Origin of the sequence: Streptomyces sp. P9-A4 (assembly GCF_036634195.1) — a bacterium.
Classification (GTDB): Bacteria; Actinomycetota; Actinomycetes; order Streptomycetales; family Streptomycetaceae; genus Streptomyces.
The window spans coordinates 2,534,296-2,550,251 of record NZ_JAZIFY010000001.1 but is presented as its reverse complement, the minus strand read 5'-3'; the positions used below and the strand labels follow the sequence as shown (position 1 = coordinate 2,550,251).

15 protein-coding genes are annotated in these 15,956 nt (G+C 70.6%); 10 read left to right on the top strand and 5 right to left on the bottom strand.

Annotated features, from left to right (window positions below; translation table 11 throughout):
• Window positions 1-43: 43 nt before the first annotated feature.
• Window positions 44-1,870 carry a glycoside hydrolase family 3 protein gene (locus V4Y03_RS11430; RefSeq protein WP_332434846.1) on the bottom strand — a complete coding sequence of 609 codons (1,827 nt, stop codon included), beginning with the start codon at window positions 1,868-1,870 and terminating at the stop codon, window positions 44-46.
• A 348-nt stretch (window positions 1,871-2,218) separates the two neighbouring features.
• Between V4Y03_RS11430 and V4Y03_RS11420 the strand changes: the two genes are divergently transcribed.
• A complete protein-coding gene (locus V4Y03_RS11420; protein ID WP_332434845.1) occupies window positions 2,219-2,785 on the top strand; it encodes an AAA family ATPase in 567 nt (188 codons plus the stop codon).
• A 307-nt stretch (window positions 2,786-3,092) separates the two neighbouring features.
• Here V4Y03_RS11420 and V4Y03_RS11415 read toward each other — a convergent pair whose 3' ends face one another.
• On the bottom strand, window positions 3,093-4,139 hold the full coding sequence (locus tag V4Y03_RS11415; protein ID WP_332434844.1) for a LacI family DNA-binding transcriptional regulator: 1,047 nt from the start codon (window positions 4,137-4,139) through the stop codon (window positions 3,093-3,095).
• A gap of 110 nt (window positions 4,140-4,249) precedes the next feature.
• Between V4Y03_RS11415 and V4Y03_RS11410 the strand changes: the two genes are divergently transcribed.
• From V4Y03_RS11410 to V4Y03_RS11400, 3 genes are read left to right on the top strand one after another with little or no spacing between them, the layout of a single operon-like run.
• A complete protein-coding gene (locus V4Y03_RS11410) occupies window positions 4,250-5,401 on the top strand; it encodes a Gfo/Idh/MocA family protein (RefSeq protein WP_317874595.1) in 1,152 nt (383 codons plus the stop codon).
• Window positions 5,398-6,549 (top strand): dihydrodipicolinate synthase family protein, encoded by a 1,152-nt coding sequence (locus V4Y03_RS11405; RefSeq protein WP_332434843.1) that lies wholly within the window; start codon window positions 5,398-5,400, stop codon window positions 6,547-6,549. Before V4Y03_RS11410 ends, V4Y03_RS11405 begins: the two co-directional genes overlap by 4 nt.
• Window positions 6,546-7,349 (top strand): sugar phosphate isomerase/epimerase family protein, encoded by an 804-nt coding sequence (locus V4Y03_RS11400; RefSeq protein ID WP_332434842.1) that lies wholly within the window; start codon window positions 6,546-6,548, stop codon window positions 7,347-7,349. The genes V4Y03_RS11405 and V4Y03_RS11400 overlap by 4 nt, the downstream gene beginning before the upstream one ends.
• Before the next feature lie 18 nt (window positions 7,350-7,367).
• Here the strand turns inward: V4Y03_RS11400 and V4Y03_RS11395 are convergent, their stop codons facing one another.
• A complete protein-coding gene (locus V4Y03_RS11395) occupies window positions 7,368-7,829 on the bottom strand; it encodes a DUF937 domain-containing protein (protein ID WP_317874592.1) in 462 nt (153 codons plus the stop codon).
• A gap of 202 nt (window positions 7,830-8,031) precedes the next feature.
• Between V4Y03_RS11395 and V4Y03_RS11390 the strand changes: the two genes are divergently transcribed.
• Both V4Y03_RS11390 and V4Y03_RS11385 read left to right on the top strand, forming a co-directional pair.
• Complete coding sequence (locus V4Y03_RS11390; protein ID WP_332434841.1) at window positions 8,032-9,420, top strand: AAA family ATPase; 1,389 nt, start codon at window positions 8,032-8,034, stop codon at window positions 9,418-9,420.
• Entirely contained in the window at window positions 9,417-10,166 is a 750-nt protein-coding gene (locus V4Y03_RS11385; protein ID WP_332434840.1) for an HNH endonuclease signature motif containing protein, read from the top strand. The genes V4Y03_RS11390 and V4Y03_RS11385 overlap by 4 nt, the downstream gene beginning before the upstream one ends.
• Window positions 10,167-10,208: 42 nt before the next feature.
• Here V4Y03_RS11385 and V4Y03_RS11380 read toward each other — a convergent pair whose 3' ends face one another.
• Both V4Y03_RS11380 and V4Y03_RS11375 read right to left on the bottom strand, forming a co-directional pair.
• A complete protein-coding gene (locus tag V4Y03_RS11380) occupies window positions 10,209-10,433 on the bottom strand; it encodes a DUF397 domain-containing protein (RefSeq protein WP_317874589.1) in 225 nt (74 codons plus the stop codon).
• Window positions 10,420-11,244, bottom strand: coding sequence for a helix-turn-helix domain-containing protein (locus tag V4Y03_RS11375; protein ID WP_317874588.1), 825 nt, complete (start codon window positions 11,242-11,244; stop codon window positions 10,420-10,422). Before V4Y03_RS11375 ends, V4Y03_RS11380 begins: the two co-directional genes overlap by 14 nt.
• A gap of 120 nt (window positions 11,245-11,364) precedes the next feature.
• Here V4Y03_RS11375 and V4Y03_RS11370 point away from each other — a divergent pair, with 120 nt between their 5' ends.
• From V4Y03_RS11370 to recD2, 4 genes are all read left to right on the top strand, one after another.
• Window positions 11,365-11,658, top strand: coding sequence for a hypothetical protein (locus V4Y03_RS11370; RefSeq protein WP_332434839.1), 294 nt, complete (start codon window positions 11,365-11,367; stop codon window positions 11,656-11,658).
• Window positions 11,655-11,936 carry a hypothetical protein gene (locus V4Y03_RS11365; RefSeq protein WP_317874586.1) on the top strand — a complete coding sequence of 94 codons (282 nt, stop codon included), beginning with the start codon at window positions 11,655-11,657 and terminating at the stop codon, window positions 11,934-11,936. Before V4Y03_RS11370 ends, V4Y03_RS11365 begins: the two co-directional genes overlap by 4 nt.
• 44 nt (window positions 11,937-11,980) lie before the next feature.
• Window positions 11,981-13,537 carry a recombinase family protein gene (locus V4Y03_RS11360; protein ID WP_332434838.1) on the top strand — a complete coding sequence of 519 codons (1,557 nt, stop codon included), beginning with the start codon at window positions 11,981-11,983 and terminating at the stop codon, window positions 13,535-13,537.
• Between the two features lie 92 nt (window positions 13,538-13,629).
• Window positions 13,630-15,879, top strand: coding sequence for an SF1B family DNA helicase RecD2 (gene recD2, locus V4Y03_RS11355; RefSeq protein WP_332434837.1), 2,250 nt, complete (start codon window positions 13,630-13,632; stop codon window positions 15,877-15,879).
• The last annotated feature ends 77 nt before the right edge of the window (window positions 15,880-15,956 follow it).

The window sequence follows — 15,956 nt, the reverse complement described above, 5'->3', positions numbered from 1 at the left end:
GGTACGAGGTGGGGTGCGTCCGGCGGCGCACCCCACCGTCGTGTCAGCGGTACGACAGGCCGTACCCGACCGGGTACAGCTCCTTCGCCGGGTCCTTCGCGCTCCGCACCGGGACCGGCAGGCGGCCCTGCGGCCGTGCCCGGCCGGCCAGCACGCGTACGGCCGCCCGGAGTTCGACGTCGGTCCACGAGTAGGCCGCGAGCGTCGCCCGCTGGCCGGAGAGCAGCGCCACGTCGTACGGGTTGCGGATCGCGACCGTCACCACGGGCACCCCGGTCGCCACCAGCCGCGCCACGAGCGTCCGCTGCGGGCTGGTCGCGGTGACGTTGTACGTCCCCACCACGACCAGTTCCTTCCCGGCCGCCGCCGCCACCGCCTCGTCGATCTTCGCGGCCGTCGGGGTGATCCCGGTGGAGAGCGCGGTCGCGGTGAAGCCCAGTTCGGTCAGGGCGGTCGCGAGCGTCGTGGTCGGCGGGCCCGTCGTACCGGACGGGGAGGCCGGGTCGGCGCCGACGACCAGGACCGTGCCGTGCGACGCCGGAGCCACCGGCAGGAAGCCGTCCTCGTTGACCAGCAGGGTCGTGGTCGCCTCCGCGATCCGGTCGGCGTGGGCGAGGTGCGCGGCCGTGCCGACCACCCGCTCGACCCCCGCCCGGGTCACGTACGCGTTCCGGAACAGGCCCAGCTTCGCCTTGAGCCGCAGGATGCGCAGGATCGATTCGTCGAGCCGGGCCTCCGTCAGCTCACCGCTCCTGACCGCCGCCAGGACCGCGTTCCACGCCACGTCCAGCTTCGGCGGGTTGAGCAGCTGGTCCACGCCCGCCTTCAGGGCGAGGACCGGGACGCGCGCGTCGCCGTACTTGGTGCGCACCCCCTCCATGCCGAGCGAGTCGGTGACCACCACACCGTCGTAGCCGAGCTGTTCGCGCAGGATGCCGGTGAGGATGGGCCGGGACAGGGTCGCCGGGTCCTCGCTCGGGTCGAGCGCCGGGACCACGATGTGCGCGGTCATGATCGAGTCGATCCCGGCGCCGATCGCGGACCGGAACGGCGGGGCGTCCAGCTCCGCCCACTGCTCCCGGGTGTGGGTGATCGTCGGCAGCCCGTAGTGGCTGTCGACGGCCGTGTCGCCGTGGCCCGGGAAGTGCTTGGAGGTCGCCGCGACCCCGGCCCGCTGGTAGCCCTTGACCTGCGCGGCGACCATCCCGGCGACCGCCGCCGGGTCGGAGCCGAAGGAACGGACCCCGATGACCGGGTTGGCCGGGTTGACGTTGACGTCCGCGACCGGCGCGTAGTTCTGCCGGATGCCGACGGCCGCCAGCTCCTCGCCCGCGATCTGCGCCGCCTTACGGGCGTCCGCGTGCGAACCCCCGGCGCCGAGGGCCATCGCCCCGGGCAGCAGCGTGGCGGGCTCGCCCACCCGGCAGACGATGCCGTGCTCCTGGTCGGTGGAAATGAGCGCGGGGACCGGGGTGGGCTGCGCGAGCGCGGCCTGCTGGATGCCGTTGGACAGCTCGGCGATCTGCTGCGGGTCACGGGTGTTGTGGGCCCAGGCGAAGTAGATGACCCCGCCCACGTGGTAGCGCTCGACCAGCTCGGCGGCCGTCCGGACACCGATCTCCTGGAGGTTGGCGTCGATGTCGGCCTGGTCGGGCGCGGTCGCGGAGTGGCCGTACACCCTCATCACGAAGAGCTGGCCGACCTTCTCCTCAAGAGACATGCGGTCGATGATCCGCCGGAGCTTCCGGTCGTCGGGCCGTTCCCTCTCGGCGTGGGCGGGGGTGCTCACCCCGGTGACGGCGGCTGCCGCCGCGGCGGCCGTCACCGTGAGAAGGGTGCGTCGGGAGGGGGCGGGGGCGCGGTGGTGCACTGATGCTCCTTCCGGCCGTGCGAGGTTGGAGGACTCGTCGGAAGAACCCTTGAAGGAAACTTCCAAGGAGTCACGAAAGCCCGAAAGTAACTGCCAGGTCAAGGACCCGCGCAGGAATCACCCACGGCGGCGATCCCGGGCCGGAGTCCCTGGAGCGTACGGACCGTCGCCCGGATCTCCGGGCGCCGCGCCGCCCCCGTCCGCCATACGGCGTGCGGCCGGCGCGTCGCCATCGGATCGAGGCGCACCGCCACCACGGCGGGGTCCCGCGGCGGGCGGGAATTCGGTGGCGACCGGCGGGCCCGCGGCCGTATCGTCGTCCGGTCGCAGCGCCCAGGAAAGGCCCGTATGACCTTCGAGAACATCACCGTCGACGCCTCCGTGCCGGCCCCCGGCGCCGTGCTGATCGTCGGCATCCCCGGCAGCGGCAAGTCCACGGTCGCGGCGGCCCTCGCCGCCCGCCTCGCCCGCTCCGCGCACATCGAGGGCGACGCCCTCCAGTCCCTCATCGTGAGCGGCTGCCACTGGCCCACCCCCGACGGCGACCCGGAGGCGGACCGCCAGATCCTGCTGCGCGCCCGCAACGCCTGCCTGCTCGCGGACAGCTTCGCCACGGCCGGCTTCGTCCCGGTCATCGACGACGTGGTGGTACGCCGCTCCCACCTGGACCACTACCGCGCCCTGGCGAAGGCGGTGCCGCTCCATGTGATCGTCCTGGCCCCGGGCCCGGAGAAGGCCTGGGAGCGCAACAACGCCCGCGACAAGCGCCTGACGACGAACTGGGCGTTCCTGGACGAGGCGATGCGCGCCGAACTGTCGGGCGAGGGCGTCTGGATCGACAACGCGGAACACACGGTGGAGCAGACGGTGGAAGCGGTGGCGGAGGCGACGGGCCTGAGGGACCTGCTGAGCTGACGTACGTGCGCGTGGGCGACCGGAGTTCCCCGCCGACTCCGCGCCGCCCGACGCCGCTTGCCCGGTAGCCGCCCGGCCTCCGCGGCGCGGCCGCATGGCCCCCGCCCCGCAGCCGCCTGCCCCCTCCGTCCTGTCAGCGGAGGCACCTCCGTCACGCGAGGCACCCGAGGCACCCCCCCTCACCCCCGAGGCACCCGAGGCACCCGAGGCACCCGAGGCACCTCCGTCACCCGAGGCACCCGAGGCACCTCCGTCACCCGAGGCGCCCCAGGCACCCCAGCCACCCCAGCCACCCGAGGCACCCCCCTCACCCCCGAGGCGCCCCCGTCGACCCCCGTACCACCAGCCCCGCCGGGACGTCCTCCCTGCCGCCCGCCGGAGGCTCCTCCGTGCCCATGGCCAGGCGGCCCGCCCGTACCCCCGACTCGTGCAGCGGGAGGTGCACCGTCGTCAGGGACGGGACCGCGTCCACCGAGAACGGCAGGTCGTCGAAGCCCGCGACGGACACGTCGCCGGGGATGTTCAGGCCGCGTTCCCGCAGGGCCGCGCAGACGCCGAGGGCCACCGTGTCGTTGGCGGCGACGACCGCCGTGAGGCCGGGGTCGCGGGCGAGGAGTTCGGCCGTGGCCTCGTAGCCGGCCCGCCGGTCGTACGCGCCGTGGACGGTCGGCCCCTCCGGGACGCCCGCCGCCGCGAGCGCCTCGCGGTGGCCTTCGAGCCGGTGCCGGGTGGTGGTGCGGGCGGCGGGCCCGGCCGCGTAGCCGATGCGCCGGTGTCCGAGGCCGAGCAGGTGCTCGGTGAGGCGCCGCGCGCCGGTCCGGTTGTCGAAGACGAGCGCGGCCGTGTGCGCGTCGCCGTCCACGGGCGGGCGCCCGCAGAGCACCACGCGCGTCCCCGCCTCCGCGAGCTTGGCGAGCTTCGCCGTCGTGGCGGCCAGGTGCTCGGGCCCCTCCAGGGACCCGCCCATCAGGATGACGGCGGCGGCCCGCTGCCGCTGGAGCAGGGTGAGGTAGGTCAGTTCGCGTTCCGGGGAGCCGCCGGTGTTGCAGACGACGGCGAGCTTCTCACCGCCGCCGCGCCCGGTCCCGCCCTCCCCGATGGCGCTCTGCGCGGCCCCGGCCATGATCCCGAAGAAGGGGTCGGCGATGTCGTTGACGAGGACGCCGACCAGATCGGACGTGGCGGCGGCGAGCGAGCTCGCGGGCCCGTTGAGGACGTAGTCCAGCTCGTCCACCGCGCGCAGCACCCGCTCGCGGGTCGACGCGGCGACGGGGTAGTTGCCGTTGAGGACGCGGGAGACGGTGGCGGGGGAGACCCCAGCGCGGGCGGCCACGTCCGCCAGGGTGACGGTCATCGTGTGCGTACCTCCGGGGCCTTGTCGACGGCGATGTCGGCAGGCTAGCGTCCTCCTCGATGGAAAGCGCTTTCTATCGAGGCGCGGAACACCGGGGAGAGGAACCTTTCGTGACACGCAGGACAGTCCGCATCGCCATGAACGGCGTCACCGGACGCATGGGACACCGCCAGCACCTCGTCCGCTCGATCCTCGCGCTCCGCGAGCAGGGCGGTCTCGACCTCGGCAACGGCGACGTCCTCTGGCCCGAGCCGGTCCTCGTCGGCCGCCGCGAGCCCGCCCTGCGCGCCCTCGCCGAGCGCCACGGCCTCACCGAGTGGTCGACCGACCTCGACGCCGTCCTCGCCGACGACAGCATCGACATCTACTTCGACGCCCAGGTCACCTCCGCCCGCGTCGAGGCGCTCACCAAGGCCATCGAGGCCGGGAAGCACATCTACACCGAGAAGCCCACCGCCGCCGACCTGGCCGGCGCCCTGGAGCTGGCCCGCCTCGCCACCGCGAAGGGCGTGAAGCACGGCGTCGTCCAGGACAAGCTGTTCCTCCCCGGACTCCTGAAGCTGAAGCGCCTGATCGACGGCGGCTTCTTCGGCGAGATCCTGTCCGTGCGCGGCGAGTTCGGCTACTGGGTCTTCGAGGGCGACTGGCAGGACGCCCAGCGCCCCAGCTGGAACTACCGCGCGGAGGACGGCGGCGGCATCGTCGTCGACATGTTCCCGCACTGGGAGTACGTGCTCCACGAGCTGTTCGGCCGGGTCACCTCGGTCACCGCCCAGGTCGCCACCCACATCCCGCGCCGCTGGGACGAGCAGGGCAAGCCGTACGAGGCCACCGCCGACGACGCCGCGTACGGCATCTTCCAGCTGGAGGGCGGCGCCATCGCCCAGATCAACTCCTCCTGGACGGTCCGCGTCAACCGCGACGAACTCGTGGAGTTCCAGGTCGACGGCACCCACGGCTCGGCCGTCGCGGGGCTCCGCGACTGCCGTGTCCAGCACCGCTCGGCCACCCCCAAGCCGGTCTGGAACCCGGACATCCCGGCGACCGAACCCTTCCGCGAGCAGTGGCAGGAGGTCCCCGACAACGCCGAGTTCGACAACGGCTTCAAGGCCCAGTGGGAGCTGTTCCTGCGGCACGTCACGCTCGGGGAGCCGTACCACTGGGACCTGCTCGCGGGCGCCCGGGGCGTCCAGTTGGCCGAGCTGGGCCTCAGGTCGGCGGCCGAGGGCCGCCGCCTGGAGGTCCCGGAGGTGACGCTGTGACGATCCACCTGCCCGGACCCGACGGCGGCGTACGGGCGTACGAGCCCCGCACCGAGCCCCTCGCGCCCGCCACCGGCGGCCCGCTCGCCTCCCGTACGGTCTTCTCCGCCGCCCATGTCGTCGCCGACCCCTTCGCCGACACCACCCCCGACTCGCCCGCCGCCGTCGACTGGGGCGCCACCCTCGCCTTCCGCCGCCACCTCTGGTCCCACGGCCTCGGGGTCGCCGAGGCCATGGACACCGCACAGCGCGGGATGGGCCTCGACTGGGTCGGCGCGGCCGAACTGATCCGCCGCTCGTCGGCCGAGGCGAAGGCCGTCGGCGGGCAGATCGCCTGCGGGGTCGGCACCGACCAGATCGCGGGCGGTTCGCTCGCGGAGATCCGCGCGGCCTACGAGGAACAGCTCGCGGTCGTCGAGGAGTCCGGCGCCCAGGCCATCCTGATGGCCTCCCGCGCGCTCGCCGCCGCCGCGAGCGGCCCGGAGGACTACCTCGACCTCTACGGCCACCTCCTGCGCCAGGCGGGCGAACCGGTGATCCTGCACTGGCTCGGCCCGATGTTCGATCCGGCGCTCGACGGGTACTGGGGCTCGGCCGACCTCGACACCGCCACCGAGACCTTCCTCGACGTGATCGCCGCGCACCCCGACAAGGTCGACGGCATCAAGGTCTCCCTGCTCGACGCCGGACGCGAGGTGGCGCTGCGCCGCCGCCTCCCGGAGGGCGTCCGCTGCTACACGGGCGACGACTTCCACTACCCGGAGCTGATCGAGGGCGACGAACAGGGCTTCAGCCACGCCCTGCTCGGCATCTTCGACCCCCTCGCCCCGCTGGCGGCGGAGGCGGTCAGGACCCTGGACACCGGCGACACGGCCGGCTTCCGCGGGATCCTCGACCCGACCGTCGCGCTCTCCCGGCACCTCTTCCGGACCCCCACGCGCTTCTACAAGACGGGCGTGGTGTTCCTCGGCTGGCTGGCCGGCCACCAGGACCACTTCACGATGGTCGGCGGCCTCCAGTCCGCCCGCTCGCTGCCGCACCTCGCACGCGCGTACGAACTGGCCGACGGCCTCGGCCTGTTCCCGGACCCGGCCCTGGCCGAGGCCCGGATGCGGTCCCTGCTCACGGTCCACGGAGGCATGCGATGAACCTCGACCGCTTCAGCGTCAACCAGATGACGGTCAAGCAGCTCGCCCTGCCGGAGCTGGTGTCCCAGTGCGTCCGCCTCGGCATCCGGGGCGTGGGCCTGTGGCGGGAGCCGGTCCAGGAGTACGGGGTGGAGGCGGCGGCCGACCTGGTACGGGACGCGGGCCTCACCGTCACCACCCTCTGCCGGGGCGGCTTCTTCACCACGGAGGGCTGGCTCGACTCCAACCGCGCGGCGATCGACGAGGCGGTGGTGCTCGGCACCGACACCGTGGTCCTGGTCTCCGGCGGGCTCACCCCGGCCCACCCGGACCTGCCGTCCGCGCGCGCCCGCATCACCGAGGCCATCGGCGAACTCGCCCCCTACGCGGGCGAACGCGGCATCCGCCTCGCCGTCGAACCCCTCCACCCGATGTACGCCGCGGACCGCTGCGCCGTCTCCACCCTGGACCAGGCGCTGGACATCGCGGAACACTTCCCCGCCGAACAGGTGGGCGTGGTCGTGGACACGTACCACCTGTGGTGGGACGACCGGGCCCCGGCGGCGGTGGAACGCGCGGGCGCGACGGGCCGCATCCACTCCTTCCAGCTCGCGGACTGGACGACCCCCCTCCCGGCCGGAGTCCTCAACGGCCGGGGCCAACTGGGCACGGGCTCGATCGACCTCAAGGCCTGGTCGACCCTGCTGGAGAAGACGGGCTACACGGGCCCGGTCGAGGTGGAACTCTTCAACGAGGAACTGTGGGCGAGGGACGGGGTGGAGGTCCTGGAGGAGACGCTGGAACGCTTCCTGGAGGTGTGAGGGCCCCGACCCCGCTGGTTACTTCTTGGTGCCGCCGCCCAGGAGGTTGCCGAGCCCGCCGCCCTTCTTCGCGGCGGCGCGCTTGGTGAGGGCGGCGAGGACCACGGGGACGAGGATGTCGACGGCGCGGTTGACCGTCGCGGGCGGGAGGCCAGTGCGCTTGGCGACCGCGTTCGCCGCCGGTTTGGCGAGCTTGGCGAGCACTCCGGCCATCAACCCGCCCGCCGCCAGACCGCCGAGCGTGGCGACGCCCTGGAGCGGCGGCTCGGTGGAGGTCACCTCGTCGACGGCGGCGCGGACCTCGTCCGCGCTGCCCGGTTCGGCGGCCGCCTGGCGCAGCTCGCCGGAGAGCTCCGCGACCGAACCGCCCACGAGCTCCCTGGCCCCGACGACATCCGTGCCGACGAGCCCGGCGATCTCCTGGAGCCGGTCGTCCCCGAGCTCGCTCAGCACGTCGTCCTGGAAAGATCCGTCGCTCACGCGGACAACGCTATGACGGGCTTTGTGCGTCGGCATGTCGAGAACGTGAGCGGCTCCGGGCGGGACGGCACCCGGGGTCCCGACGCGGACGCGCGGGTACAGGTTGTCCGTACCGCCTTCCGTAGAATCGGCCATCCGGGTCGGCAGGTCGTCTCCTGCCCTGGTTCCGCCCTCAGGACCGAGCGAACGGACTGCGACTCCCATGTACGTCAGCAGGATCCACATCGAGAACATCAAGTCGTTCCACGGTCCTCGCATGGTCGACCTGGCGCTGACCCGGCCCGACGGCAGTCATGCCGGCTGGACGGTGCTCGCGGGCCGTAACGGGTCGGGCAAGACGACCCTGCTGCGTGCGCTGGCGCTGGCCCTGAGCGGGCCGGTGGCAGCGCGCGGGCTCGTCCAGAGCTTCGAGAACTGGATCGCGCGGGGGACGGAGGTCGGCCGGGCCGAGGTCGAGATCGTGAGGGACAGGAACTTCGACAGGTTCAGCGTCGGGGGAAGGACCGTGGACGAGTTCTGGACCGGACTCAAGTGGACCGCACCAGGTGAAGCGAGCGGCAGTCGCCGGGGCGCGCAGCCCGCGCTGGAGGAGGTCCGGTACCCGAAGGCACGGGCGACCAGTGCCACCCCCGCCCGGCGCGGCCCCTGGTCCGACAACCCGGCGGGCTGGTTCTGTGCCGCGTACGGGCCGTTCCGGCGCATGGCAGGCGGCTCCGGAGACGTACAGCGACTGATGCTGGCCTCCGGCCCGGTCGCCCGCCAGGCCAGCCTGTTCCACGAGGACGCTTCTCTCGCCGAGGGCGTCGGCTGGCTGATCGAGCAGCACCTGCGCGCGCTGGAGGGCAGGGAAGGCGCCGAAGCCCTGAAGGGGGCGGCTCTGTCCATCCTGGGCGACGGGCTTCTGCCGGACGGATACCGAGGGGACGACGTGGACTCCGAAGGGCTCTGGGTCACCCGCGACGGACACCGCTTCCCCTTGCGTGAGATGAGCGACGGCTTCCGTACGGTCGCCTCCCTCGTCGTCGACCTGCTCAAACAGATCCACGACGCGTTCGGTGACGCGGCGTTCCCCGGAGACGGCGAGGGCCTCCGGGTGATCCGCGTTCCCGGAGTGGTGATCATCGACGAGATCGACGCCCACCTCCACATCACTTGGCAGCGTCGCATCGGGCCGTGGTTGACCTCGCACTTCCCCCACATCCAGTTCATCGTCACCACGCACAGCCCGTACATCTGCCAGGCGGCCGACCCCGGAGGCCTGGTCCGCCTCCCCGGAGTCGACGAGGAGGCCGCGCCGGAAGTGGTGCCGGAGGACCTGTACGAGCGGGTGGTTTTCGGCAGCGGAGACGACGCGGTCCTCTCCGAGCTGTTCGGTCTGGACACCCCGTACTCCGCACGGGCCGAGCGGCTCCGCGCCGAGTTCGTGGAGCTGGAAGCGAGCGTCTACGACGGCGACACGTCGGCGGAGACCCTGACCCGATACAAGGAGCTGAAGAGCCGGCTCACCAGTTCGCCGACGGCTCGCCTCGACGAGATGTCCGCCCGGCTCCAGCGGCTCTCCGACGAGATCGCGGAGGGCGAGGCGGAGTGATCCGGCTTCGGCGTATCGCGCTGCCGCAAGAGACGGCGACGCGGCTGGGGGAGTACACCGAGAAGATCGCGGAACAGACCACGGAGAAGGCCCGGAAGACCAAGGCCAAGGACCTCTGGGGCGCCCGGCGGAGCGTACGCCCCGCGCTCCTCGCCGCACTCACGGAGATGGCGCCCGGCCACGCGCGCTGCATGTACTGCGGCGACAGCCAGGGCACGGACATCGATCATTTCGACCCGAAGAGCCGTACTCCGCTCCGTACCTTCGACTGGCTCAACCACCTGCTCGCCTGCTCGTTTTGCAACAGCAACCAAAAGAGGAGCCTGTTCCCCCTCGACGGCGACGGTGCCCCCCTCCTGGTCGACCCGACCCCGCGGGATCCGCTGGACCATCTACGCCTGGTGCTTCCCCTCGGCGAGTACAAGGCGAGGACGCCACAAGGCCAGGCGTGCATCGACGTGTTCGGGCTGAACAGCAGACCGGTCCTGGTCAAGGGACGGGTGGATGCCTATGCGACGTCTCGGCACTCGTTGGAACTATGGCGCATCGCCACGGACAAGGGACAGCACGACAAGGCGAGAGAGATCGTCCAGGTCTCCTGGAACCGCCCACTCGTCGACGTGCTCGTCACGATGTTCCACCAGTCCGAGCACGCCGCAGCCGAGGCACTCTTCGCGGGCGAAGACGACGTACTGGCACTTCTGCGCGACCCGGAGCTTCGGGAGGGGTTCCTGAACCGGGCGTGACCTCTCTCGCCGCTGTTCTCCGGGCCCGTGGAGCCCGGAGATTCAGGCGGAGAAGCGGCCGTCCTTGACGGCGGCGACGAAGACGGACCAGCCGTCGGCCGAGAAGACAACAGCGGGGCCGGTCACGGCCTTACTGTCACGGACGGGCACGCCGGCGTGGCCATGGGCTACCTCAAGGCACTCGCCCTGATCGCCGCCGCTGTAGCTGGACTTGTGCCACCCGGTGAGGGAGGACGAGTCGGAGACGGTGTGCTCACTGTGGACCATGTGCGTATTCCTCTGCTGCTGCCCTCACGAGGGCCAGTGACTCCTGTCGCGACAGTGCATCGCTCAGAGCCAGAGCGTAGGCCGTGCGACTGGCGTTCACCAGGGAGGGATCATCCATCAGGTTGCCCGTGAGGAACGCTTCCACGTAGGCGACCGGGGCGGAGTCCTCGAAGCTCATGAGGGTGAGCAGACTCTGCTGGAGCGCGTGAGCACCAGCGCTGTTCGGCAGTACGTGCAGCCGGATCCGTCCCGCCTCGGCCAAGTCGGCGATCCTGTGGAGCTGTTCAGCCATCACCTTTCGTCCTCCGACCTCGCGCCGAAGCACAGCCTCGTCGAGCAGCGTCCAGATGACAGGATGCGCCGGCCCGTCGAGAAGACGGGCACGCTTTGTTCGGATGACAACGGCCTCGTCAAGTTCCTCCGCCGTGTGGTTCGGCCGGTATGCCCGGAACAGAGCGCGCGCGTATTCAGGGGTCTGGAGCACGCCGGGAACCAGCGACAGGGCGAACTGCTCGATCGTCGTGGCCTGTAGTTCCAACTCGGCGGCAGCCGCGAAGTGGTCGGCGTACTTGGACTCCAGGTCCTCCAGCCAGCGCTCGAAGAACCCGTCCGTCCCCAGCGCCCGGTCGATCCGCCGTGCGTCATCGGGCTTCGGAAGTCGTCTCCCGGCCTCGAAGTGGCTGATGAGCGTGGGTGAGCAGACGACCAGGTCGCCCAGTTCCTCCTGCGTGAGACCGGCCGCGATCCGCCGCAGCCTCAACTCCTCCCCGTACTTCTGTCGTTGCGTGCGCGGCTTTCGGCGCTGTTCCATGCGGCCGACTCCCCAACCTGACGAGTGTCCTGTCAAGCCTCCGGTACTGGAAGCGTATCCAGCTTCGACCCCACTCTGTGAGTAGATCGACACACAACGCTACGAAAGGAAGCGGTTGTCATGACATCTCACCTCGCCCGGCTCCGGGAGGCGTTCGCGCGGTTCCTCCCCTCCCGATGGCGGCGGAATCCGGCGTCGTACCGCCCTACGTACCCCTACTCCTGCGTGTACGTCGGAGGGTCGACCGCGCACCACATCGGAAGCCGTCCGCCGCGCAGCGAGGACAGCCCGCTGGTGCGTCCGTACCTCCTCGCCGATGAGCGGCGGACGGTCGCCAGGCGCGCCTTGCGGATCGTGGGGCCGGGCGTGGACATCCGTATGCTGCCCGCCCTCCCCGTAGGGGTGGCGTCGTGACCGCCGGACGGCTGCTGCCCTGGACTGGGGAAGGCGGTCGCCCCTGCTACCTGCGGGGCGACGGGTCGGGCCGTGTCTCACGGCTTGCCGACGACATCGAGAGCATCCAGCTCGGTATGGCCGGCGGACTCCTCGGCCATGCCGCCGAACTCCTCGCGGACCGTCGGGTGACCAACGGTGAACTGCACTACCTCGCCAGTCGGCTCAGCGAGTCCCTGCGGGACGTGAAACGGGTCGCGGACAGCCGTGGGGCACGGCTGGCGCAGCGGGAGTCCTGACGGTTTTCCACAGCATATTCCCAGGTCAAGGTGAAAGGGCGACCGTGAGACGTGTGCTACTGGCTGAACGAATCTCCTACAGCCGGGACGAGAAGAGCGAGTCCATTGAGGCTCAAGACGCCAGGCTGAGGACCAGGGCCGCAGAGGAGGGAGCCCGCATCGTCGGCATCACGGCGGACGTGTCCGTGTCCGGCGACGTGGACATGTTCGACAGGCCGGCACTCGGTGAGTGGCTGGCCATGGACAAGCGCGAAGAGTGGGATGAGCTGTGGGTCACGAACCAAGACCGGCTCAGCCGCAGCGAACCGCATTTCATGGCGTTCGTCTTCAAGATGCTCGAATGGAACAAGGAGATCCATGTCCTGGATGACGCCTCGTTCACGGAGCAGATGCAGACGCCTGAGGGCCGCGCCATCCTGCACGTGAAGTCACTCGGTCCGCACAACGAGCTGGAGCGCATCAAGAAGCGCATCCAGGACTCCCATGACCGGCGACGCTTCACGAACCGCTGGCCAGGGGGTATCCCTCCCTTCGGCTACCGCATCCTCAAGCGGTACGAGAACGGCCGAGAGGCCGCGTACATCGAGCTGGACGAGGAGATGGTGATCTGGCTTCACCGGATGCGGGAGTGGGTCATCGCCAACGAGTCTCACGCGAATATCGCGACCAAGCTCAACGATTCGGACGTACTGACCGCGCGGGACCGGGCACGCATCGCCCGAGGCAAGCCGACCAAGAGCAAGTCGCCTCTCAGGAAAGACCTGGAGACAAGCCGGGAGCATTGGTCTAACGGCTCGATCAAGGCCCTCCTGACGAATCCGGCGCTACTGGGGTACAAGAAGTACCGCGGGGAGGTACTTCGGAACGAGAACGGTGACCCCATGCTGATCGCTGATCCGGTCTTCACGACGGAGGAGTGGGAGACGCTTCAGACGGCCGTCCAGGCTCGCCTTGTCTCGACGGCCCGCAGGGTGAACATGACCTCACCCATGTACGGGGCCGCTATCTGTGGGGGATGTGGCAGCAACGCCAACCACAAGATCTCTCGTGGCCAGAAGAACCGATCTGGGGCCCCCGAGTACCGCTACTACGTCTGTGGGAACTGGCCGAACAGCCGGCGATGCAAGGGCATCAGCTGTCGCGCCGAAGTCGTCGAAGAGATGGTGGAAGTGCTCTTCCTCCAGCACTTCGGCCACGAACGCGTGACCAAGCGGGTGTGGGTGACGGGGTCTGACAGTTCCAGGGAGCTGGAGCAGGTAGAGGCCAAAATCCGGCGCCTGAAGCGCCAGGACGAGGAAGGGGACTGGGAGGACGACCGGGCGGAGTACCGCCAACGGATGGACAGGCTCAAGATCCGCAAGAAGGAATTGGGTGCTCAGCCTGTCGTGCGATCCGGCTGGATCGAGGTCGATCAAGGGATGACCTACCTAGAGCTGTGGGAGTCGCTAGATCTCGAAGGGCGGCGGAAGCAGCTCATGGAGTCCAGCTTCCGCATGGTCATCGGCAAGGGCACCGCGTGGCCCGAGAAGGTGACTCTGCAAGAGGCGTTGGTCATCGAGGGCGATGCAGCGGAGCCCGCACCGGTCTCCCTCGCTGAGTGACCTCTCGGCCCCTTCCGAAGATTGTGAGCCCTCTGTCGGAGCCTGGCAGTAGCCTCCGAGGCGTCGGAGACGTAGGAAGCACAGGTGGGGACGTGTCGGGTAAGGACGTTGACTCTGGACGGAGTAGCCGCCAAGGCGTTTGTGAAGTCGATGGGGTCCTGGAGCGGATCACCTATGCCAACGAGGAGAGCGGGTACACGGTCGCCCGGGTCGACACCGGGCGTGGTGCCGGTGATCTGCTCACCGTGGTCGGGGCGCTGCTCGGCGCGCAGCCGGGGGAGTCGCTGCGGATGGAGGGGCGCTGGGGGTCCCATCCGCAGTACGGCAAGCAGTTCAGCGTGGACAACTACACGACGATCCTTCCCGCCACCATCCAGGGCATCCGCCGCTACCTCGGCTCCGGGCTCGTCAAGGGCATCGGGCCCGTCTTCGCCGACCGCATCACGACGCACTTCGGTCTCGACACCCTCGACATCCTGGAGGACGCCCCCGCGCGCCTGATCGAGGTTCCCGGGCTCGGCCCCAAGCGCACGAAGAACATCACCGCCGCCTGGGAGGAGCAGAAGGCGATCAAGGAGGTGATGGTCTTCCTCCAGGGCGTGGGGGTGTCGACCTCCATCGCCGTACGGATCTACAAGAAGTACGGGGACGCCTCGATCTCCGTCGTGCGGAACCAGCCCTACCGGCTCGCCGCCGACGTCTGGGGGATCGGCTTCCTCACCGCCGACAAGATCGCCCAGGCCGTCGGCATCCCCCACGACAGCCCCGACCGGGTGAAGGCCGGCCTCCAGTACGCCCTGTCGCAGTCCAGCGACCAGGGCCACTGCTTCCTCCCCGAGGAACGGCTGATCGCCGACGCCGTGAAGCTCCTCCAGGTCGACACCGGGCTTGTCATCGAGTGCCTCGCCGAGCTGGCCGAGGACCCCGAGGGGGTGGTGCGGGAGACCGTTCCCGGGCCCGAGGGGACCCCCGTCACCGCCGTCTTCCTCATCCCCTTCCACCGGGCCGAACTGTCCCTCGCCGGGCAGCTCCACCGGCTCCTCGGCACCGACCGGGACCGGCTGCCCGCCTTCCGCGACGTGGCCTGGGACAAGGCCCTCGCCTGGCTCGCCGACCGGACCGGGGCCTCCCTCGCCCCCGAGCAGGAGGAGGCCGTACGGCTCGCCCTCACCCGCAAGGTCGCCGTGCTCACCGGCGGTCCCGGCTGCGGCAAGTCCTTCACCGTCCGCTCCATCGTGGAACTGGCCCGCGCCAAGAAGGCCAAGGTCGTCCTCGCCGCGCCCACCGGCCGGGCCGCCAAGCGGCTCGCGGAGCTGACCGGCGCCGAGGCCTCCACCGTCCACCGGCTCCTGGAGCTGAAACCGGGCGGCGACGCGGCCTACGACCGGGACCGGCCCCTCGACGCCGACCTGGTCGTGGTCGACGAGGCCTCCATGCTCGACCTGCTCCTGGCGAACAAGCTGGTCAAGGCGGTGGCGCCGGGGGCGCATCTGCTGCTCGTGGGCGATGTGGACCAGCTTCCCTCGGTCGGCGCGGGGGAGGTCCTGGGCGATCTGCTCGCCCCGGGAAGCCCCGTACCGGCGGTGCGGCTGACCCGGATCTTCCGGCAGGCCCAGGAGTCCGGCGTCGTCACCAACGCGCACCGGATCAACGCCGGACTCCCGCCGAGGACCGAAGGGCTGCCGGACTTCTTCCTCTTCGTCGAGGAGGAGACCGAGGACGCCGCCCGGGTCGCCGTGGACGTCGCCGCCCGCCGGATTCCGGCCAAGTTCGGGCTCGACCCGCGCCGCGACGTCCAGGTGCTCGCCCCCATGCACCGGGGCCCGGCCGGCGCCGGCTCGCTCAACGGACTGCTCCAGCAGGCCATCACCCCGGCCCGCCCCGACCTGCCGGAGAAGAGATTCGGCGGCCGGGTCTTCCGTGTCGGTGACAAGGTCACCCAGATTCGGAACAACTATGAGAAGGGGGTCAACGGGGTCTTCAACGGTACGGTCGGCGTCGTCACGGCGCTGGACGCCGTCGAACAGCGGCTGACCGTGCGGACGGACGAGGACGAGGAGGTGCCGTACGACTTCGACGAGCTGGACGAACTCGCCCATGCGTACGCGGTCACCATCCACCGTTCGCAGGGCAGTGAGTATCCGGCGGTGGTGATCCCGGTCACCATGAGCGCGTGGATGATGCTCCAGCGGAACCTGCTCTACACGGCCGTGACCCGGGCCCGGAAGCTGGTCGTCCTGGTCGGCTCCCGACGGGCGATCGCCCAGGCGGTCCGTACGGTCTCGGCGGGCAGACGCTTTACCGCACTCGCCCATCGGCTCACAGGGAACGCCCTCGTGTGAAAGATCACGGAGGGCTACCGGAACCGGGGCGAAGGGGGCAGGATGTGTAGGTTGGCGGCACTGAGTGCCGCCGATTG